16 protein-coding genes are annotated in these 20,968 nt (G+C 74.1%); 10 read left to right on the top strand and 6 right to left on the bottom strand.

What is annotated here, in order from left to right:
- Window positions 1-50 precede the first annotated feature (50 nt).
- Entirely contained in the window at window positions 51-656 is a 606-nt protein-coding gene (locus PVK37_RS22695; RefSeq protein WP_275029693.1) for an acyl-CoA-like ligand-binding transcription factor, read from the bottom strand.
- A gap of 105 nt (window positions 657-761) precedes the next feature.
- The gene (locus PVK37_RS22700; RefSeq protein ID WP_423790830.1) at window positions 762-1,589 is read right to left on the bottom strand and encodes an SAM-dependent methyltransferase; all 828 of its coding nucleotides are present in this window, start codon (window positions 1,587-1,589) and stop codon (window positions 762-764) included.
- Window positions 1,590-1,738: 149 nt separating this feature from the next.
- On the opposite strand from PVK37_RS22700, the gene PVK37_RS22705 reads away from it, so the two are divergent.
- From PVK37_RS22705 to PVK37_RS22720, 4 genes are read left to right on the top strand one after another with little or no spacing between them, the layout of a single operon-like run.
- Window positions 1,739-4,618: an SWIM zinc finger family protein gene (locus tag PVK37_RS22705; protein WP_275029695.1), complete on the top strand. Its 2,880-nt coding sequence runs from the start codon at window positions 1,739-1,741 to the stop codon at window positions 4,616-4,618.
- On the top strand, window positions 4,615-5,676 hold the full coding sequence (locus PVK37_RS22710) for an ATP-binding protein (protein ID WP_275029697.1): 1,062 nt from the start codon (window positions 4,615-4,617) through the stop codon (window positions 5,674-5,676). Before PVK37_RS22705 ends, PVK37_RS22710 begins: the two co-directional genes overlap by 4 nt.
- Window positions 5,669-8,035 carry a DUF5682 family protein gene (locus PVK37_RS22715; protein ID WP_275029698.1) on the top strand — a complete coding sequence of 789 codons (2,367 nt, stop codon included), beginning with the start codon at window positions 5,669-5,671 and terminating at the stop codon, window positions 8,033-8,035. Before PVK37_RS22710 ends, PVK37_RS22715 begins: the two co-directional genes overlap by 8 nt.
- Complete coding sequence (locus PVK37_RS22720) at window positions 8,032-9,243, top strand: VWA domain-containing protein (RefSeq protein WP_275029699.1); 1,212 nt, start codon at window positions 8,032-8,034, stop codon at window positions 9,241-9,243. Before PVK37_RS22715 ends, PVK37_RS22720 begins: the two co-directional genes overlap by 4 nt.
- 217 nt (window positions 9,244-9,460) lie before the next feature.
- Here PVK37_RS22720 and PVK37_RS22725 read toward each other — a convergent pair whose 3' ends face one another.
- Window positions 9,461-10,696, bottom strand: a complete 1,236-nt coding sequence (locus PVK37_RS22725; RefSeq protein WP_341483456.1) for a tryptophan 2,3-dioxygenase family protein — start codon at window positions 10,694-10,696, stop codon at window positions 9,461-9,463.
- 688 nt (window positions 10,697-11,384) lie between these two features.
- A complete protein-coding gene (locus PVK37_RS22730) occupies window positions 11,385-11,798 on the bottom strand; it encodes a type II toxin-antitoxin system Phd/YefM family antitoxin (RefSeq protein ID WP_275029701.1) in 414 nt (137 codons plus the stop codon).
- Window positions 11,799-11,904: 106 nt separating this feature from the next.
- Between PVK37_RS22730 and PVK37_RS22735 the strand changes: the two genes are divergently transcribed.
- Window positions 11,905-13,479, top strand: a complete 1,575-nt coding sequence (locus PVK37_RS22735; protein WP_275029702.1) for an FMN-binding glutamate synthase family protein — start codon at window positions 11,905-11,907, stop codon at window positions 13,477-13,479.
- Between the two features lie 104 nt (window positions 13,480-13,583).
- On the opposite strand, the gene PVK37_RS22740 is transcribed toward PVK37_RS22735, so the two are convergent.
- Window positions 13,584-15,029 (bottom strand): M28 family metallopeptidase, encoded by a 1,446-nt coding sequence (locus PVK37_RS22740; RefSeq protein ID WP_275029703.1) that lies wholly within the window; start codon window positions 15,027-15,029, stop codon window positions 13,584-13,586.
- A 144-nt stretch (window positions 15,030-15,173) separates the two neighbouring features.
- On the opposite strand from PVK37_RS22740, the gene PVK37_RS22745 reads away from it, so the two are divergent.
- From PVK37_RS22745 to recD2, 4 genes are all read left to right on the top strand, one after another.
- Window positions 15,174-16,007 (top strand): MEDS domain-containing protein, encoded by an 834-nt coding sequence (locus PVK37_RS22745; RefSeq protein ID WP_275029705.1) that lies wholly within the window; start codon window positions 15,174-15,176, stop codon window positions 16,005-16,007.
- Window positions 16,004-16,966: a sensor histidine kinase gene (locus tag PVK37_RS22750; protein ID WP_275029706.1), complete on the top strand. Its 963-nt coding sequence runs from the start codon at window positions 16,004-16,006 to the stop codon at window positions 16,964-16,966. The genes PVK37_RS22745 and PVK37_RS22750 overlap by 4 nt, the downstream gene beginning before the upstream one ends.
- A 79-nt stretch (window positions 16,967-17,045) precedes the next feature.
- Window positions 17,046-17,471, top strand: coding sequence for a hypothetical protein (locus PVK37_RS22755; protein WP_275029707.1), 426 nt, complete (start codon window positions 17,046-17,048; stop codon window positions 17,469-17,471).
- A gap of 61 nt (window positions 17,472-17,532) precedes the next feature.
- Window positions 17,533-19,782 carry an SF1B family DNA helicase RecD2 gene (recD2, locus tag PVK37_RS22760; protein WP_275029708.1) on the top strand — a complete coding sequence of 750 codons (2,250 nt, stop codon included), beginning with the start codon at window positions 17,533-17,535 and terminating at the stop codon, window positions 19,780-19,782.
- Window positions 19,783-19,788: 6 nt separating this feature from the next.
- On the opposite strand, the gene PVK37_RS22765 is transcribed toward recD2, so the two are convergent.
- Window positions 19,789-20,250 carry a MarR family winged helix-turn-helix transcriptional regulator gene (locus PVK37_RS22765; protein WP_275029709.1) on the bottom strand — a complete coding sequence of 154 codons (462 nt, stop codon included), beginning with the start codon at window positions 20,248-20,250 and terminating at the stop codon, window positions 19,789-19,791.
- Window positions 20,251-20,366: 116 nt separating this feature from the next.
- On the opposite strand from PVK37_RS22765, the gene PVK37_RS22770 reads away from it, so the two are divergent.
- Complete coding sequence (locus tag PVK37_RS22770) at window positions 20,367-20,933, top strand: YceI family protein (RefSeq protein WP_275029711.1); 567 nt, start codon at window positions 20,367-20,369, stop codon at window positions 20,931-20,933.
- Window positions 20,934-20,968: the final 35 nt, after the last annotated feature.

Genomic DNA, 20,968 nt, shown 5'->3' on the forward strand with positions numbered 1-20,968 from the left:
TTGCGGAAGAAAGGTCCCCGGGTCGGACAACGCCGGGGGCGGTGCCGGTGTCACGTACCGGCGGGTGGTGGTGGCAGGCCGGCGGCGAGCGCGGCGAACGCCTCGTCGACCAGGTCGGTGAGGGCGCGGGTGCCGCCGCTGCGGACCCACTGGCCCATGCTGACGCGCAGCGCCGCACCGGCGACGGCGGAGACGAGCGCCGGGTGGTCGTGGTCGGGGGGCAGGCCGAGCCGGGTGGCGAGGGCGGCGGCGATGGCCCGTTCGTTCTGGGCGCCGCCGCTGACCAGGCGGGGCAGCAGGGTCGGGTGGCACTCGACCACCCGCATCCGGAGGACCCACAGGTCATGGTGGGCCTGCATCTCGTCGAGCACCTCGGCCAGCGCGGTGCGCAGCGCCGCGAGCGGCGGAACCTGCGGGGGTACGGCGGCCAGCCGCGTCACGATCCGACCGCCGTCGACCAGTTGGTCGCCGATGATCGCCTCGTCCTTGCTGGGGAAGTAGTTGAAGAAGGTACGGGGCGAGACGCCGGCCGCCTCGCTGATCTCGTCCACGGTGACGTGGTCGAGCCCTCGCTCGGCGACCATCCGTAACGCGGTCAGGCTCAGTGTCGCCCGGGTCTGCCGTTTGCGGCGGTCCCGACGCCCCTCGGTGGTCACGGCATGACGGTACGAGCAAAGTTGCAGAGCCTGCAACTTAGTTGTTGCGGTGTGACCGGGATCCCATCCCGGGCGCGCCGCCCCCTCCCGACCGGGACCCGGCCGTCAGCGTTTGCGGGCCACCCCGGACCAGTAGTAGACCGCCTCCGGGTCGGCCGGCGGGTCACCCTCGGGCCGCCAGGCCGGCACCGGCACGATCCCCGGCTCGACCAGGTCCCACCCCTCGAAGAAGCGCGCCACCTCGGCCCTGGTGCGCGGCACCAACGTCATCCCGTTGCCGGTCGCGGCGGCCACCGCCGAGGCGACCGCCTCCGGGTTGAAGTCCGGCGTCGGATGGGTGATCGCCAGGTAGCTGCCGGAGGGCAGCGCGTCGGTCAGCACCCGGATCCGGCCCACCGGGTCGTCGGCGTCACCGAGCAGCATGAGGATCGCGATCAGGGTCAACGCCACCGGCCGGTCCAGGTCGAGCGTGCCGCCCCGGGCCACCTCGGCCAGGATCCGTTCCGGATGCCGCAGATCGGCGTGGATGTACTCGCTGCGCCCCTCGGGGTGGCTGATCATCAGGGCCCGGGCGTGCGCCAGCACGATCGGGTCGTTGTCGACGTACACCACCCGGGTCTCCGGGGCGACCGCCTGGGCCACCTCGTGCAGGTTCGGCCGGGTGGGGATGCCGGTGCCGACGTCCAGGAACTGCCGGACTCCGGCCTGGGTGACCAGGTAGCGGGCCATCCGGTGGACGAAGCGGCGGTTCTCCGCGGCCATCATCCGGAGCGTCGGGATGGCCTCCAGCATCGCCGCGCCGGTGGCCCGGTCGACGGCGAAGTTGTCCTTCCCGCCGAGCCACCAGTCGTAGATCCGGGCGGAGTGCGGAACCGAGGTGTCCACCCCGGACGGCGCCGACTCCGCCCGGCCTCCGGCGTCAATACCCGACACACTCGCCTCCCCGGGGATGACCTGACTGACACAGGCAGACTAGAGGATCCCTCACGATCGGCTCCGTCCCGATCGGACCCGCCGCGCCGGTGCCGGCGGGGACGACGCCGACCGCCACGGTGTCGTACCGGTCTCCTACAGTTCCGCCCGTGCCAGTTGATCGTTGGTCCACCGCGCAGGTGCTCGCCCTCGCCCCCGACCCCGCCGCCGTCAAGGGCGCCCGCAGTGTCGGCGGCGCCGCCAAGTGGTCGGCGTCCGGGCTGACCGGCGAGGTGCTGTGGGGGCTGTGCAAGGGCAGCGGCAAGAACCCGTACCAGGTCTGCGTCGACCTGGCCGGTCCCGCGTACCGCTGTTCCTGCCCGAGCCGGAAATTTCCCTGTAAACACGCCCTTGGGCTGCTGCTGCTCTGGGCCGAGACCGGGGCCGGCGACGCGACCGCGCCGGACTGGGTGAACGAGTGGCAGGCCGGGCGGGTGGCCCGCGCCACGCGGGCCACGACGCCCCGGTCCACCACCGGGCCGGCCGACCCGGCCGCTGCCGCCAAGCGGGCCGAGCAACGCGCCACCCGGGTCACCGCCGGCCTGGACGAGCTGCGGCGCTGGCTCGACGACCAGGTGGACCAGGGCCTGGCCGGCACCGAACGGACCGGGCACCAGCCCTTCGAGGCGATGGCCGCCCGCCTGGTCGACGCCCAGGCCCCGACCGTGGCCGGCGCGGTACGCCGGCTCGGCCGCGGCGTCGGGGTCGGCCCGCACTGGGCCGACCGGATCCTCGGCGAGCTGGGCCTGATCCGGCTGCTGGTGACCGCCCACGACCGGCTCGACGCGCTCCCCGCCGACCTGGCCGCCACCGTGCGCGCCCGGGTCGGCTACCCGACCGGCAACGAGGAGGTGCTGGCCACCCCGCGGGTACGGGACCGCTGGCAGGTGCTCGGTCAGGTGGAGAGCAGCGACGACAAGGTCACCACCCGACGGATCTGGCTGCGCGGGGCCCGGAGCGGACGGTTCGCCCTGCTGCTCGCCTTCGCCGCGCCCGGTCAGGCATTCCCCGCCGACGTGGTGCCGGGCACCGAGGTCGACGCGGATCTCTGCTTCTATCCGGGCGCGTTGCCGCTCCGGGCGGTGATCGCCGAACGGCACGGCACCCCGGGTCCGCTGGCCGCACCGACCGGCGCGACCGACGTGCGCGCCGCCCTGGCCGGGTACGCTGCCGCGCTCGCCGCCGAACCCTGGCGGGAGACCGTGCCGGTGCTGCTGGGTGGGGTCGTCCCCACTGGCGACGGGCACCTGGTCGACCCGGCGGGCGACGGGTTGCCGCTGGTCGCCCGCCACGACGAGCCGTGGTGGCTGCTGGCCGCCTGCGGTGGTCGTCCGGTCGACGTGGCCGGCGAGCTGGGGCCGGCCGGGCTGCGTCCGCTGGCCGCCTGGGCGGACGGGTGCTACCTGCCGGCCGCGCCGGGCGCTCCGGTCGGCACCCGGGGTCGGCACCGCCCCGAGCTGCCCACCGAGCTGCTCTCCGCCGCCCTGGTCGGTACGGCCCGCCGCCCGTGGTCCGGTCCGACCACGGTGTCCGGTCGGGCCATCGGCGTCGGCGGGGACGGCGGCGCGGGCACGGTGCTGGAGGCCGCCGCCGTGGCGGTGACGTACCGGCGGGCCGGGACGGCACCGGCGGCCGGGCTCCGTCCGGTGCCGGCCGCGCCGGCCGAGTCGACGCCGCCGTTGCCGGCCGCGCCGGCGGCCCGGTTGCGCCTGCTGCTCGCCGAGGGGGCCGCCCCCGGCGGCGCGCAGACCCAGCAGGATCTGCTCGCCGAGTGGCTGCGCCTGGCCGACCGGCACGGCGGCCTGGTCCCTCCGGACACCCTGCCGGCGCTGCTGGACGCCGGCCGGCGCAGCCGCGCGCTGCGGCCCCTGCTGAACCGGCTCGGTGGTCGGCGCGGACGGTGGCTGGCCGGCCTCCGGTCGGACTGGGGCTACCTGTGGGACGAGGCCCCGACCGGGGACACCCTGCCGGCCGACGGCACCGACGAGGACTGGACCACGGGCACGGCCGCCGAGCGGCTGGCCCACCTGGCCCGGCTGCGGGCCCGCGACCCGCGGGCCGCCCGGGAGCTGCTGGCTGCCGGTTTCGCCCAGGAGAACGCCACCGACCGGGCCCGGTTCGTGGCCGCCCTCGAGGTGGGCCTCTCCCCCGCCGACGAACCCTTCCTCGAACGGGCCCTCGACGACCGACGCAAGGAGGTCCGGGAGACCGCCCTGGACCTGCTCCGACGGCTGCCCGACCCGGCGTTGCGCCGTCGGATGGCGGAACGCGCCCTGGCCTGCGTCCGGCCGGACGGCGACGGGCTCGCCGTCGTACCGCCCCGGGAGTGCGACCCGGCGATGCGCCGCGACGGCGTGGACCCCCAGCCGCCCCGGGGTGTCGGGGTCGGGGCCTGGCTGGTGGAGGAGGTCCTGGCCCACACGCCGCTGTCGACCTGGACCGTCCTGCTCGGCCGGTCGCCGGCGCAGGTGGTGGCGGTTCCGGCGCGCGACGACTGGGGGCCGGTCCTGCGTCGGGGCTGGGCCCGGGCCGCCGCCGGGGAACGCGACCCCGCCTGGGCGGACGCGCTGGTCGGGGTGGCCGGCCCGACCGGTCGGCAGCGCGACCAGTTGCCGGACGCGTTGCTCTGGCCGCTCTACGAGGTCCTGCCCGCCGGACAGCTCGGTGAGCTGATCGCCGACGCCCTCCAAGGCGACCCGAACCGGGCCAACCGGCTGCTGCGGCTCCATCCCGGTGACTGGTCGGCGAACCTGACCGGCACCGTCGTCGACGCGATCGAGAGCCGGGCCCGGCGGACGGACAACCACTGGCACCTGACCGAGCTGTGCCGGCTCACCGCCGTCCCCGCGTCCCCCGCCCTGGCCGACCGGGTCGGCCGGCTCGCCGAGGAGCTGGAGCGCGACGGCGCCGGCCCGACCGCGGTCCGCGCCGTCGCGCAACTGGCCGCCGTCCTCGCTTTCCGTTCCGAGATGCACAAGGAGTTCCGTTGACCGCGCTACGACCCCACGCCGAGCAGCAGTACGCCGACGAGCTGGCCGGGCTGGCCGCCACCGACGACCGGCCCCGTCCGCCCGGCTGGCGGCTCTCGCCGCAGGCGGTGGTGACCTACCTGCTCGGCGACGGTGCCAAGATCACCCCGAAGTACGTCGGGCCCCGCCGGCTGATGGAGATCGCCGTGGCGACCCTGGCCACCGACCGCGCGCTGCTGCTGCTCGGCGTGCCGGGCACCGCCAAGACCTGGGTCTCCGAGCACCTCGCCGCCGCGATCAGCGGCGACTCGACGCTGCTGGTGCAGGGCACCGCGGGCACCGCCGAGGAGGCCATCCGGTACGGCTGGAACTACGCCCGGCTGCTCGCCGAGGGCCCGTCCCCGGCGGCGCTGGTGGCCAGCCCGGTGATGCGGGCGATGGAGACCGGCACGATCGCCCGGGTGGAGGAGCTGACCCGGGTCCCGTCGGACGTGCAGGACGCGCTGATTACCGTGCTGTCCGAGAAGACCCTGCCGGTGCCGGAGCTGAACACCGAGGTGCAGGCGCAGCGCGGTTTCAACATCATCGCCACCGCCAACGACCGGGACCGGGGCGTCAACGAGTTGTCCAGCGCGCTGCGCCGCCGGTTCAACACGGTGGTGCTGCCGGTGCCCGCCTCCGCCGAGGAGGAGGTCGACATCGTCACCCGGCGGGTGGCGCAGCTCGGCCGCTCGCTCGACCTGCCCGAGGTGCCGGCCGCGGTGGAGGAGATCCGTCGGGTGGTGACCGTGTTCCGGGAGCTGCGCACCGGGCTGACCGAGGACGGCCGGACCAAACTGAAGTCGCCCACCGGCACGCTCTCCACCGCCGAGGCGATCTCGGTGGTCACCAACGGCATGGCCCTGGCGGCGCACTTCGGTGACGGGGTGCTGCGCCCCGGGGACGTGGCCGCCGGCATCGTCGGTGCGGTGATCAAGGATCCGGTCTCCGACGCCGTGGTGTGGCGGGAGTACCTGGAAACCGTGGTCCGCGAACGCGAGGACTGGCGGGCCTTCTACCGGGCAGCCCGCGATGCCTGAGCAGCTCTACGGCATCCGCCACCACGGTCCCGGCTCCGCCCGGGCCGTGGTGGCGGCCCTGGCCGAGCAGCGCCCCGACATCCTGCTGGTCGAGGGGCCACCGGAGGCCGACGAGCTGCTCCGCTGGGCGGCCGACGACCGGCTCGAACCGCCGGTCGCCCTGCTCGGGTACGCCACCGACGATCCCCGCCGGGCCGGGTTCTGGCCGTTCGCCGTCTTCTCCCCCGAGTGGCAGGCGATCCGGTGGGCGGTCCGGCACGACGTGCCGGTGCGGTTCTTCGACCTGCCGTACGCGTACCGGGTCGGCGCGTCCGACGCGACGCCGGGGGCGAACCCGGAGCCGGGGTCCGACACGACGCCCGGGCCAGGGTCCGGCGCGACCCCAGGGCCCGACGCGACGCCGGGGTCCGGTCCGGGGCCGCTGGCGGAATCCGGGCCGGCGGCCGGACCCGGGCCGGACGGGTCCGCTCCGAGCGCCGGGCCGGGACCCGGGGACGCGTCCCCGCCGGACGACGCAACCGGCCCCCGGCACCGCCCGGTCGACCCGATCGGGGAGCTGGCCGCGGCGGCCGGCTACGACGACCCCGAACGATGGTGGGAGGACGTCGTCGAGCACCGGGGAGCGCCGGCGTTCCCGGCCATCGCCGAGGCGATGGCCGCGATCCGCGAAGGAGCCGACGAGGACCCGGACGACCTGCTCCGTGAGGCGCACATGCGGACGGTGCTGCGGCAGGTGCGCCGCAGCCACGACAACATCGCGGTGGTCTGCGGCGCCTGGCACGTGCCGGCGCTGACCCGGAAGGTGCCGGCCAGTGCCGACGCCGCGCTGCTCAAGGGCCGCCGCAAGACCAAGGTCACCTTCACCTGGGTGCCCTGGACGTACGGACGGCTGGCCTCCTGGCAGGGGTACGCCGCCGGGGTCCGCTCCCCGGGCTGGTACCACCACCTGTTCACCTCGGTCGACGAGGTGGTGCCCCGGTGGCTGGTCGCCGCCGCCGGCGTGCTGCGCGACGAGGGGGTGCCCGCGTCGTCCGCGCACGTCATCGAGGCCACCCGGCTGGCCGAGACGCTGGCCACGCTGCGGGGACGGCCGCTGGCCGGGCTGACCGAACTCACCGACGCCAGCGCGGCGGTGCTCTGCGAGGGCGACCCGCTGCGCCTGGCGCTGATCGACCGTCGGCTGGTCGTCGGCGAGCGGCTCGGCGGCGTACCGGAGGACATGCCGGCGGTGCCGCTGGCCCGCGACCTGGCCGCGCAGCAGAAGAGCCTGCGGCTCAAGCCGGAGGCGCTGGAACGCGAGGTGGATCTGGACCTGCGCCGGGACACCGACCTGGGCCGCAGCCGGCTGTTGCACCGGCTGCGGGTGCTGGGGGTGCCGTGGGGTGAGCCGGACGGCCGGCGACGCGGTTCCGGCACCTTCCGCGAGCAGTGGCGGCTGCGCTGGCAGCCGGAGTTCGCGGTGCGGCTGGTCGAGGCGAGCGCCCACGGCACGACGGTGGTCTCCGCCGCCACCGCCGCGGTGGCCGCCGCGGCCCGGGAGTCCGGCAGCCTCGCCGAGGTCACCGCCCTGGTCGAGGTCTGTCTGCTGGCCGACCTCGGGGACGCCTATCCCCCGGTGCTGCGGGCCCTGGACACCCGGGCTGCCCTCGACGCCGACGTGGCGCACCTGATGGCGGCGGTGCCGGCGCTGGCCCGCACCCTCCGCTACGGCGACGTGCGGCGCAGTGAGCTGGGTGGGCTGGCCACGGTGACCGCCGGGTTGCTGGCCCGGATCCGCGCCGGCCTGCCGGCCGCGGTGGGCGGACTGTCCGACGACGCCGCCCGGACCCTGCGCGGGCACGTGGACGCGGTGCACGCCGCGGTCAACCTGCTCGACGACGACGCCGGCCGCGAGCGCTGGCTGGACACGCTCGTCTCGCTCGCCGACCGGGACGACCTGCACGGGCTGCTCGCCGGCCGGCTGGTGCGGCTGCTGTACGACGCCGGTCGGCTGGAACGCGCCGAGGTGCGGCGACGGATGGGGCTGCCCCTGACCGCCGGGGTCGCGCCGGCCGACGGTGCCGCCTGGGTGGAGGGTTTCCTCGGTGGCGGCGGTCTGCTGCTGGTGCACGACGACGCCCTGCTGTCGCTGGTGGACGAGTGGCTGGCGGGCATTCCCGCCGACTCGTTCACCGAGGTCCTGCCCCTGCTGCGGCGGACCTTCGGCGGGTTCGCCGCCGGTGAACGCCGGGCCATCGGTGACCGGGTGGCCGGTACCGACCGGACGGCCGCCCCGACGGTCGCCGCCGATCTCGACCACGACCGGGCGGCGGCGGTCCTACCCACGCTCGGCATCCTGCTCGGACGGGAGATTCGATGACCACCTCCACTCCGACCGGTCCCGGCCTGGACGGGTCGTCCCGACGGGCCGACGAGGCCGCCGAACGGGAGCGGCTGCGCCGGTGGCGGCTGGTGCTCGGCGGAGCCGCCGAGGGTGCCTGCGGTGGCGTCACCGGGAGCGACGCCGCGATGGACGGGGCGCTGGCCGCCCTCTACGACGGTGCCGACGAGGGTGGCGGGTCCCGCCGCTCGGCCGGGCTCGGCGGTTCGGCGCCCCGGGTGGCGCGCTGGCTGGGCGACATCCGCGAGTACTTCCCGTCGACGGTCGTGCAGGTGATGCAGGCCGACGCGATCGAGCGGCTCAACCTCACCCGGCTGCTGCTGGAGCCGGAGATGCTCGCCGCGGTCGAGCCGGACGTGCACCTGGTGGGCACCCTGCTGTCGCTCAACCGGGTGATGCCGGACCAGACCAAGGACGCCGCCCGCCAGGTGGTGCGCCGGGTGGTGGAGGAGCTGGAACGGCGGATCGCCCAGCAGACCCGGGCGGCGGTGACCGGTGCGTTGAACCGGGCCACCCGGATCAACCGGCCCCGGCACGCCGACATCGACTGGGACCGGACGATCCGTGCCAACCTCAAGCACTACCAGCCGGAGTACCGCACGGTGGTACCCGAACGGCTGGTCGGGTACGGGCGACGCACCACGGCGGTGCAGCGGGACGTGGTGCTCTGCGTCGACCAGTCCGGCTCGATGGCCGCGTCGGTGGTCTACTCCGGGGTGTTCGCCGCGGTGCTGGCCTCGATGCGGTCGCTGCGTACCTCGCTGGTGGTCTTCGACACCGCGGTGGTGGACCTGACCGACCAGCTCAGCGACCCGGTGGAGGTGCTGTTCGGCACCCAACTCGGCGGCGGCACCGACATCAACCGGGCGATCGCCTACAGCCAGCAGTTGATCACCCGGCCCCGGGACAGCATCTTCGTGCTGATCAGTGACCTGTACGAGGGTGGGGTACGGGAGCAGATGCTGCGCCGGGTGGCGGAGCTGACCGCTGCCGGGGTCCAGGTGGTCGTCCTGCTGGCGCTCTCCGACGAGGGTGCTCCGGCGTACGACCGGGAGAACGCCGCCGCGCTGGCCGCCCTCGGGGTGCCGGCCTTCGCCTGTACGCCGGACGCCTTCCCGGATCTGATGGCGGCGGCCATCGAGCGTAGGGACCTGGTGGCCTTCGCGGAGCGCTTCGCCGACCGCTGACCCCTCCGGTGGGACCGTCCGCCGTGCCGACCCGGCCCGCCCCGGTCCGGTCACCGCCGGTCCGGGGCGGTGGACCGGGGCGGTGGACCGGGGCGGTGGGCCGGGGCGGTGGGCCGGGGCGGTGGGCCGGGCCGGTGGGCCGGGCCGGTGGGCCGGGCCGGTGGGCCGGGCCGGTGGGCCGGGCCGGTGGGCCGGGCCGGTCAGTGGGCCGGGCCGGTCAGTGGGCCGGGCCGGCGGAGGGTTCGCCGGGCGGGGCCGGCGGGACGGTCCGGAACACCGGCAGTGAGCGGACCGCACCCAGGTAGGGCGTCCCCTCGGTGTAGCCGGTGCCCGGGGCCTCACCGAGCATCCGGACCGCCAGCCGGTGGTGGGTACGCCGCCAGGTGGTCAGCGCCGCGGCGAACCCGCCCATCCGGTCGGCGACCAGCGTCCGCGCCGCCGGGGTGAGCAGGCCGCCGTCCACCGCCCGACGGTACGCCTGGTCCAGGGTCGCCTGCCCACCCAGCACCTGCCGCCGGACCTCCGGCACGGACCGGTAGGCGGCACTGCCGAGACGGTCCGGGTCGGGGGTGCGGCAGAGCGACTCCACCAGCTTGTAGCTGTGCGACTGGATCGCGCTGGCCCCCTCGGTGTAGGCGCGGAAGGTACGGAACGACTCCGGTTGCATGGTGGCGAGCAGGGAGAAGAGCGGCCCCGCCTCGGTCAGCGCCTCGGTCGCCCGGACCAGGTGGCCGGTGGCCAGGGCGGCGGATCCGCCGGCCAGCGCGGTACGGGCCGCCCGCAGCAGGACGACCAGCAACGCGAAGGTGGACTCGTACATCTGGAGCACCCGGATGAAGAGGTACTCGTCGTGGATGACGTACACCGGCAGCATGGACAGCCGCAGGTCGAGCCGTTCCGCGTCGGTGACCTCCACCGCGGCGCGAAGGTCGTCCGCCGCCGCCAGCGGATCGGTCACGGTGACCCTGCGGTCCGGGTGGCAGCGGGCCAGCGCCGGACGGGCGGCACGTACCGCCAACCGGAGTCGCTTGGCGAGTCGCGCCCGGTCGGGTCGCTGCACCGGCAGCAGGTCGGTGGCTCCCGAGTGCGCGGCCAACTCGAACTGGATCAGGTCGACCAGCAGGTGCAACAGGCGTCGGTCCCGGTCCCGCGCGGCCTCGTCGGGGGCCGCCCCGGTCGGCGCAGCCAGGATCGGGAGGGCGAGGTAGGTGTGGTAGTCGTAGCAGCCGTCCCATTTGTCCAGGGCGATGTCCAGGAACCGCCGTAACCGGAGCAACCCCGGACCGGACCCCACCGGCAGTTTCGCGCGGGCATGGTCGAGCGCGGCCAACACGTCCTTGGTAACGAAATGTTTACCGACCCGGAGATATTCGGCGACCACCGCCGGGTATGGGAATTCGGCCGGATCGGCTGGACCGGACAACCAGCATTCCACATCGCGCACGAACGTCACCTCGTAATCGACCACGGGCCGATTCAGCCCGCCGGGGCAAGGACCACCGCAATCCACTCCGGCGGTCCGGACACGCACCAGCCACACATCGGTAAGGAAGCATCGCTGCCGCTGGCGGACAGGAACCGCCCGGCTGCTCAGCACCGAATCCCTTCTGCGACAGGTTCGGCCTGGACCGGACCGCACTGAGCTGAACGTCCACCGAAGCAGAGAAATCACGGCCCGAGAGTCGGGCATCCAACGAGCAGACAACATACCGAGCCGCACATCGGTGCGCAAGAACGTCAATCGAAAGGCCGGCGAATAAGTCCGTTATGAATGCTTCGGACTCGCCGTGGTATCACGATTCGCCGCCAATGTCCTGTCAGGACCATCCGGCGTGGATTGACCTCGGGGCACGACCCGGCGCGAGGGGGCCAGCCGACGAGCTGGCGACGACCGCCGGACCCGTGACGGCCGAGTGGACGTGTGCCGGCCGGGCGCACAGCCGCCGGACGCGCGACCGGCGGACGAACAGCCGCCGGACGAGTGACCGGCGGGCGGATGGCGGCCGGGCGGCCGCGCAGCAGGTCAGTGCGGCGCGGCGCAGCAGGTCAGCGCGGCGCGGCGCAGCAGGTCAGCGCGGCGCGGCGCAGCAGGTCAGCGCGGCGCAGCAGGTCAGCGCGGCGCGGCAGGTTGGCGTGGCAGGTCAGCGGCGCAGCAGGTCGGCGTGCGCGGCGCGCAGCCGGGCCAGCGTCGGGTCGCCGCTCAGGACGCCCCGGCGGTCGAGTTCGGCCCAGACCTCGGCCAGAGCGTCGGTGACCGTCCGCAGTTCGGCGGCGTGCCGCTCGGCACCGCGCCGGTGCAGGTCGTCGAGGCGGCGGGCCCAACCGGCGCTGACCGCCGCGAGCCGTTCCGCGTCGGCGCGGGCCTGCGCGGCGGACCGGGCGGCGGCGGCCGGCACGATCGCGGCGACCGGTCGGGGATCTCCGTCGCGGGTGAGCACGGTGACGGTGTCGGTCAGCTCGGCCATCGCGACGAGCTGGGTCAGCCGGGTACGGGCCTCGCGCAGGGGCAGGGTACGCGGCTGGTCGTGGGGGTGAGCCAGGGCGGGAACAGCCATACCGACATGGTGCAACCGGGGTACGACATCTAACGCCGTGACTGGGTCCGGCACCGGCGGAACCGGTCCCGTTTGGGCGGGGGCGATCGCGGAAAGACTGACCGGCATGAACTGGGCACGTCGAGCCGTACCCGCGGTCACCGCCGCCGTGGCGGCGCTGGCCGCACGCGACCTGTTGCAGCGCGACCACGCGCTGCTGCGCAACTTCCCGCTCCTCGGGCACGCCCGCTACCTGCTGGAATCGATCGGGCCGGAGCTGCGGCAGTACATCGTGGCGGGCAACAACGAGGAGCGGCCCTTCACCCGCGACCAGCGGCGCTGGGTGTACGCCTCGGCGAAGAAGCAGAACAACTACTTCGGGTTCGGCACCGACAACGACATCGAGTACACCCCGGGTTATCCGATCATCAAACACCGGACCTTCGGTCGGGCCGTCCCGCCGTCGACCCCGACTGCCGGACACGACGTGTGGCTGCCCTGCGCCAAGGTGCTCGGGGCGGCCCGGGGGCGGGCGAAGGCGTTCCGCCCCGACTCGGTGGTGAACATCTCCGGGATGAGTTTCGGCTCGCTGTCCGGCAACGCCGTCGCAGCGCTCAACGAGGGCGCGGCCCTGGCCGGTTGTCTGCACAACACCGGCGAGGGTGGCCTGTCGCCGTACCACCGCCGGGGCGGTGAGCTGGTCTTCCAGCTCGGCACCGCGTACTTCGGTTGCCGGGACGAGCACGGCCGGTTCAGCCTGGACCGGCTCAAGGACCAGGTGGCGGGCGCGCCGGTACGGGCGCTGGAGATCAAACTGAGTCAGGGGGCCAAGCCCAGCCTCGGCGGGCTGTTGCCGGCGGCCAAGGTGTCGGCGGAGATCGCCGCGACCCGGGGCATCCCGGAGGGGCGGGACTGCGTCAGCCCGTCCCGGCACGCCGAGTTCTCCGACTGCGACAGCCTGCTGGACTGGGTCGAGCTGCTCGCCGCCGAGACGGGACTGCCGGTCGGGATCAAGTCCGCGGTCGGCGACCTGGACTTCTGGGAGGAGCTGGCCGACCTGATGCGGGACACCGGCCGTGGGGTCGACTTCGTCACGGTCGACGGGGGTGAGGCGGGCACCGGGGCCGCGCCGCTGATCTTCACCGACTCGGTCTCGCTCCCCTTCCAGCAGGGCTTCGCCCGGGTCTACCGGACGTTCGCCGAGCGCGGCCTGCACGAGCGGGTCGTCTTCGTCGGGGCGGGCAAGCTGGGGCTGCCGGACAACGCGATCGTGGCCTTCGCGCTCGGCTGCGACATGGTGAACGTCGGCCGGGAGGCCATGCTGGCGATCGGCTGCATCCAGGCGCAGAAGTGCCACACCGACACCTGTCCCACCGGCGTCGCCACCCAGAACGCCTGGCTGGCCCGGGGGCTGGACCCGGCCCGCAAGGCGGTACGGGCCGCGAACTACCTGGGTACGCTGCGCCGGGACCTGATGAAGGTGGCCGAAGCCTGCGGGGTGGAGCATCCGGGGTTGATCGAGTCCGGGGCGGTGGAGCTGCTCGACGGCCGGACCTCCGCCACTCCGCTGCCCGAGGTTTACGGGTACCGGCCGGAGTGGGGGCTCCCGTCGGCGGCCGACCGGGCGGAGATCGTCCGGCTGATGACGGCGGAGGTGCCGCAGGGCGGCAGCGCACCGCCGTCAGCCACCGCGCAGCACTGAACCGCGCCCCCGTCAGCGGGAGGGCGCGCGCCGGAAGCGCGCGGGGTGTGCCGGGAGCGCGCGCAGCTGGCCGGGGTGGGCGGGCCGCCCACCCCGGCACAGGGTCAGCTCGCCTGCAACGTCACGTCGTCGACGACGAAGCTGGTCTGCAGGGACGCGTCCTCGGTGGCGGTGAAGGTCAGGGTGACGGTCTGCCCGGCGTACCCGGCCACGTCGAAGGTGCGCGCGACGTAGCTGCTGCCGGCGTTCAGGTTCGAGTACGTCGCCAGCGTCGCGCCCCCGATCTGCACGGTGAGCCGGTCGTACACCCGGGTGCTGGTGGTCTCGGCGGTGTCGATCCGCAGGTGGAAGGTGAGCGGGTAGCTGGCGCAGCCGGCCGGCAGGGTCAGCGTCTGGGACAGCGTCTCCGTGCTGGTGCCGCCGTTGCCGCCCAGCCACGCCTTGTACGACCCGGTGCGGGCCGGCCGGGACGTCGAGCTGGTGATCACCCCGGTGGTGCCGGTCCACGGGGTGGTGCCGGTCTCGAAGGAGCTGTTGCCGACGAGCTGTCCGCCGGCGCAGGTGCCGGGGGTGCCGCTGCCCACCGCGAGCTGCCAGATGGCGTACGCGACGCCGTCGGCGGACCGGTCGAGGTGGGTCGCGCTGACGTTGCTGGTGGTGTCGCAGGCCCGGTGGTAGCAGGGGTCGTACGAGGAACCGGCGGTGCCGCCCCACTTGGCGGCCTGGGTGCTGCTCTTGCGGGCGCTGGCCCCGGCGGCGTACCCGGAGGTGGGGATGCCGGCCTGCTGGAACGGGTAGTCGTCGGAGCGGCCCTGGCCCTCGACGTTCTCCTCCGGTTGGATGCCGAGCGAGTCCCAGTACGCCTTGAGCGGCGCGGCGGTGGTGGAGGTGATCCGGTTGATGAAGTATCCGCCGTTGGTGGAGCCGACCATGTCGAAGTTGTAGTACCCCTTGAGGTAGCCGCGCTGGGTGGCGCTGAGCGAGTTGACGTAGAACTCCGAGCCGTTGAGGCCCTGCTCCTCGTCGGTCCACCAGGCGAACCGCACCCGCTTGGTCATGGTCGCCGGCCGCTGCGCGGCGAGGACCAGCGCGTTCTCCAACAGGACCGCCGAGCCGGAGCCGTTGTCGTTGATGCCGGGCCCGGCGGAGACGCCGTCGAGGTGGGCGCCGAACATGACCACCTGGTCGGTGGGGCCGGCCGGCCACTCGGCGATCAGGTTGTTCGACCGGTACACGCAGCTGGTGCAGGTCTGTTCGGTGACCGTGTAGCCGGCCGCCTGGAGCTTGCCCTTCACGTACGCGACGGAGGCGGTGTGGCCGGCGGACCCGGCGCGGCGGTGGCCGCCGTTGCTGGTGGCGATGGTCTGGAACTGGGTCAGGTGGGCCTGCACGTTCGCCACGGCGATGTCCGGGGCGGCGAGGACGGCGGGTGGGGCCGGAGCGGCGGTCCGTGCCGGCGGGGACGCGACGGTCGGCGGCGCGGCGGGGATCGTCGTGATCGCGGCGCCGACGACGAGCGCGACGGCCGCGCCCAGCGTTCTGCCTCTCATGGGCCCTCCCGGGTGCGTTGGTGACCAAACACTTACATGCATCAATCTCTCGGTCAATCGGCGGTACGGTCGGTCCGACACCCGCCTCCGGTGCGGCACCGGCCCCGCCGGCCCGGCCTACACTGGCGGCATGGGGTGCACGGGGTGACCGGTCGGACCGCGCCGTCGGCAGCGCACCGGCACGTCTGCTGGCGCTACGACGACCACGCCGCCCTGCACGCCGAGGCCCACCGTTTCCTCGCCGCCGGGCTCGCCGCCGGCGAGCAGGTCTGGTACGTCGCGCCCGGATCGGACCCGTTCGGCGAGCGACTCCGCGCCGACGCCGTGTTCCGGGACGCGCTGGGCCGCGACGCCGTCCGGCTGGTGGCCATCGAGTCGGCGTACGGCGCCGACGAGGTCATCGACCCGGTCACCCAGGTACGCGCCTACGCGGCGGCCACCGAGGCCGCCCTGGCCGCCGGGCACACCGGCCTGCGGGTAGTCGCCGACGCCACGCCGCTGGTCCGCACCCCGGCGCAGCTCGACGCGTTCGCCCGGTACGAACACCTGGTCGACCGGTACCTCAGCGCCGCGCCGATGTCGGCGATGTGCGCCTACGACCGCCGGGTCCTGGGCGACCGGGCCGTCGCGGAACTGGCCTGCCTGCACCCGGAGACCAACGTCGACGACATCCTCTTCCGGCTGCACGCCGGTGCGGCGGGAGACGCCCGCCCGGTGCTCGCCGGCGAGCTGGACGCCTCCAACCACGACCTGTTCCGGACCGCGCTGCGCCGGGCCGCGCCACCCGCGGTCGACGGCCGGCTCGTGGTGCAGGCGACCGACCTGAGCTTCGTCGACCACCGCTGCCTCATCCACCTGCGCGAGCACGCCCGCTCCCGGGGAATGGACGCCGTCCTGCTGCGCACCTCCCGGTCGGCCGCCGCACGGCTGGCCGAACTGCTCAACCTGCCCGGCGTACAGGTGGAGGTGGTCCGGTGAGGCCCGGCCCCGGCGCCGGCCACCGCGGCCACATCCACGAGGCGGTCTGCTACGACTCCGACGACGAACTGCTCGCCGTGGTGCTGCCCTTCCTGCTCGGCGGGGCGGCGGCGGGTGAGCCGACCATCGTCTCGTTCGGGGACCGGCACGCCGCGCTGATCCGGTCGGCGCTGCCGGCCGGCGCGGCGGTGGAGTTCCTCTCCGGCGGGGCCGTCTACGCCCGGCCGGCCGCCGCGATCCGGGCGTACCGGCAACTCCTCGCCCGGCACGTCGCCGCCGGTGCCCGGCAGGTCCGTGTCCTGGGCGAGCTGCCCCCGGCCAGCCTGGGCCCGACCTGGGACTGGTGGGCCCGGTACGAGTCGGCCGTCAACCACGCGTACGACGACTTTCCGGTCTGGACCATGTGCGCGTACGACCGCCGGATCACCCCGGCCCCGGTGCTCGCCGACGTGCTGCGGACCCACCCCCGGCTGGCGCTGCCGGACGGCCGGCACGTGGTGAGCGAGGCGTACGTCGATCCGTTGGTCTACCTGACCGAGCCCCGGCCGGTGCTGCCGGACCCGATCCAGCACACCCCACCGGTGACGGACCTGACCGGGCCGACCGCCGCGACGGCCCGCGCCGCCATCGGCCTCGCCGACCGGGGCCACCTGCCGGCCGACGACGTCGAGGACCTGGTGGTGGCGGTGAGCGAGGCGGTGACCAACGCGGTGCGGCACGGACGTCCACCCGTCCGGTTCCGGCTGTGGAGCGGCCCGGACCGGATCGTCGCCGCGATCAGCGACGGTGGCGACGGGCCGAAGGACCCGTTCGCCGGCCTGCTCCCCGCCGGCACCGGCGCGGCCGGCGGGCTCGGCCTCTGGATCGTCCACCAGTCCTGCAACCACGTGACGATGCACCGGGACGCCGACGGCTTCACCATCCGGCTGACCGCCGGCAACCCGCACACCACCGCCTGACGCCGCCGTCGGACACCCGACAGCACACCGGGTACCCGTACTCAGGACCGCCGGCGGCGGGCCGGGTGCACTGGACCGCATGAGCCAGTCGCCCCCGACCCGCCACTGGGCCATCGTCGTCGCCCTGCTGACCGTCCTCTGGTTGGTGGCCGCGCTGCTGCTGCTCGGGTGGCTCGTCGCCATCGGCCTCGAAGGCTGGGCCGACCGGCACGGCGACGACGCGGCCCGGGCCCGGGAGATCGGTCGGCGTGGCAGCGCGGTGCTGCTGTCGCTCTACCTGACGGTGGCCGGCGGTCCGGTCGTGGTCGCCGTCGTGGCGTTCGCCGGGCGGCTCGTCCGCACCGCGACGGTCTACCTGTCCCTGGCTCTCGTCCTCGGCGCGGGCGGGCTGCCGATCGGGGCGGACGCCGCCCGGGACCTGAGGCCGCCGCCCCCGCCGGTCCCGGCCGGACCGGGCGGCTGCCAGGAACACAGTGGCGGCGACACCCGCTGTCCCGGGGGCTGACGGCCCGGATCCCGGGCGGCGGGCGTGGGCGTGTCGGACGGTTCTGCCATCATCGTCTGCGATGACCGCCGTCCCGCCCGCCCCGCCGACCGCGCCCGTGCGCGGCGCGACCCTGGAGGCGGTGCTGGAACGGGTCACCTACGTCAACGAGGAGACCGGCTACACCATCGCCCGGGTGGCGACCGACCGCTCCGGCACCGACCTGCTCACCGTGGTCGGGGCGCTGCCCGGCGTGCAGCCGGGGGAACGGCTGCGACTGGTCGGCCGCTGGGGGTCGCACCCGAAGTACGGCCGGCAGTTCGAGGTGCACAGCTGTACCAGCGTGCTGCCCGCCACCGTGCAGGGCATCGAACGCTACCTCGGCTCCGGCCTGATCAAGGGGATCGGGCCGAAGATGGCCGCCCGGATCGTGGCCGCGTTCGGCGCGGACACCCTCGAGGTCATCGAGAACGAGCCGGGTCGGCTGATCGAGGTGCACGGCCTGGGCCGCAAGCGCACCGCGGCGATCGGCGCGGCCTGGCAGGAGCAGAAGGCCATCAAGGAGGTGATGGTCTTCCTCCAGGGGGTGGGCGTCTCCACCTCGCACGCCGTGCGCATCTACAAGCAGTACGCCGACAGCGCGATCTCGGTGGTGCGGCACGAGCCGTACCGGCTGGCCGCCGACATCTGGGGCATCGGCTTCAAGACCGCCGACAGCATCGCCCAGGCGGTGGGCATCCCGCACGACAGCCCGCAGCGGGTGCAGGCCGGCATCCGGTACACGCTCTCCGAGGCCGCCGACAACGGTCACTGTTACCTGCCCGAGCCGAACCTGATCGCCGACGCCGCCGGCATCCTGGGCGTGCCGGCGACGCTGGTCGCCGAGTGCCTGACCACGCTGGCCGCCGAGGAGGGGGTGGTGCGGGAGCCGGTACCGAACCCGAGCAGCGGGGACGGCAGCATCCCGGCGGTGTACCTGGTGCCCTTCCACCGCGCCGAGTCGGCGCTGGCCGCCAGCCTGGTGCGGCTGCTGCGGGAGCCGGCCGACCGGATGCCGGCCTTCGCGTCGGTGGACTGGGTGCGGGCGCTGGCCTGGCTGCGCCGGCGTACCGGGGCCGAGCTGGCCGAGGAGCAGGAGCAGGCGGTACGCCTGGCGCTCACCGCGAAGGTGGCGGTGCTGACCGGTGGCCCCGGCTGCGGCAAGTCGTTCACCGTCCGGTCGGTCATCGAGCTGGCGGCGGCGAAGCAGGCGAAGATCCTGCTGGCCGCGCCGACCGGGCGGGCCGCCAAGCGGCTCACCGAGCTGACCGGACAGCCGGCCACCACCGTGCACCGGTTGCTCCAGTTGCGTCCCGGCGGGGACGCCACCTTCGACCGGGACAATCCGGTCGACGCCGACCTGGTGGTGGTGGACGAGGCGTCCATGCTGGACCTGATCCTGGCGAACAAGCTGGTCAAGGCGGTGCCGCCCGGGGCGCACCTGCTGCTGGTCGGGGACGTGGACCAGTTGCCCTCGGTGGGCGCGGGCGAGGTGCTACGGGACGTGCTGGCGGCGGAGACGGTGCCGAGGGTCCGGTTGACCCGGATCTTCCGGCAGGCGCAGGAGTCGGGTGTGGTGGTCAACGCGCACCGGATCAACGCCGGTCAGCCGCCCGCGCTGGACGGGTACCCGGACTTCTTCCTGTTCCCCAGCGACGAGCCGGAGGTCACCGCGGAGCAGGTGGTGGACATCGTGGCGAAGCGGATCCCCCGCCGGTTCGGCCTGCACCCGCGCGACATCCAGGTGCTCACCCCGATGCACCGGGGCCCGGCCGGCGCGGGCAACCTGAACGCGCTGCTGCAACAGGCGCTCGCCCCGCACCGGGAGGGCGCGCCGGAACGCCGGCACGGGTCGCGGGTGTTCCGGGTCGGCGACAAGGTGATCCAGATCCGCAACAACTACGAGAAGGGCAGTGCCGGGGTCTTCAACGGCACGGTCGGCATGGTCACCGCGATCGACCTGGACGAGCAGACGCTGACCGTCCGCACCGACGAGGACGAGGACATCGGGTACGACTTCCACGAGCTGGACGAGTTGCAGCACGCGTACGCGATCACGGTGCACCGGTCGCAGGGCAGCGAGTATCCGGCGGTGGTGGTGCCGGTGACCCTGGGGTCGTACCTGATGTTGCAGCGCAACCTGCTCTACACCGCCGTCACCCGGGCCCGGAAGCTGGTCGTGCTGGCCGGTTCCCGCAAGGCCATCGCCATCGCGGTACGGACGGCCGGCACGGGCCGGCGGCACACCGCGCTGACGCACCGGATCACCGGCGGGCGGCCGCCACGTCCCTGAGCCGGGTCACTCCGCCGGGTCGGCGGCCAGCCGGCGCAGCACCCGGTCGGCGAACCGTTCCAGGGTGCGCAGCTCGTCCCGGTCGAGCTGGTCGAGGAAGAGGTCCCGCACGGTCGCGACGTGCCCGGGTGCGGCGGCCTCGAGGGCGGCCCGACCGGCGGCGGTGATCGCGACGAACGCGCCCCGGGCGTCGCTGGGGCACTCCTGGCGTTCGACCAGGCCCCGGCGGGACATCCGGCTGAGGTGGTGGGAGAGGCGGCTCTGTTCCCACTCCAGCCTTTCCTGAAGGGCGAACGGACGCAGCCGGCCCTCCGGCACCTCGGTGAGCTGGACCAGGACCCCGTAGTCGGCGAGGGAGAGGCCCGAGTCGCGTTGCAGCTGCCGGCCGAGGTGGGCGTTGAGTCGGGCCTGCATCTGCACGTAGGACCGCCAGGCCCGCTGTTCGTCGTCGTCGAGCCATCGTGTCATGAGTCCACCGTACCAGTGATGGATGACACATCATGTGTGGAATGGATGACGGGTCATATAGGTTGTGGCAGTCGTCAATGACACATCATCGAGCCAGTGACCTCCAGGAGGACACCATGAGCACCCAGACCCCCACCGCCGACCTCGCCCAGCTCACCGGCACCTACGTGCTCGACCCCAGCCACACGCGCATCGGGTTCGTCGCCCGGCACGCGATGGTCACCAAGGTGCGCGGCGCGTTCAACGAGTTCGAGGGCACGGTGAACTTCGACGGGACCAACCCCGCCGCCACCGCGGTGACCGTCACCATCAAGGCGGCCAGCATCGACACCCGCAACGCCCAGCGCGACGAGCACCTGCGCAGCAACGACTTCCTCGCCATGGACGAGTACCCGGAGATCACCTTCGTCTCCACCGCGTTCCGGCAGACCGGCGACGACACCTTCGACCTGGTCGGCGACCTGACCGTCCGGGGCGTCACCCACCCGGTGACCATCCCGTTCACGTACGAGGGCTCGGCCGCCGACCCGTTCGGCAACCTGCGGGTCGGCTTCGAGGGCGCGGTCACCATCAACCGCAAGGACTACGGGGTCACCTGGAACGCCGCCCTCGAGACCGGTGGCGTGCTGGTGAGCGACAAGGTCGTCCTGGAGTTCGAGATCTCCGCGATCAAGCAGTCCTGAACCGTGCGGCGCGCCGCCCGTCGGCGGCGCGCCCC

The organism is Micromonospora cathayae (assembly GCF_028993575.1).
In the GTDB taxonomy this organism is placed as follows: Bacteria; Actinomycetota; Actinomycetes; order Mycobacteriales; family Micromonosporaceae; genus Micromonospora; species Micromonospora cathayae.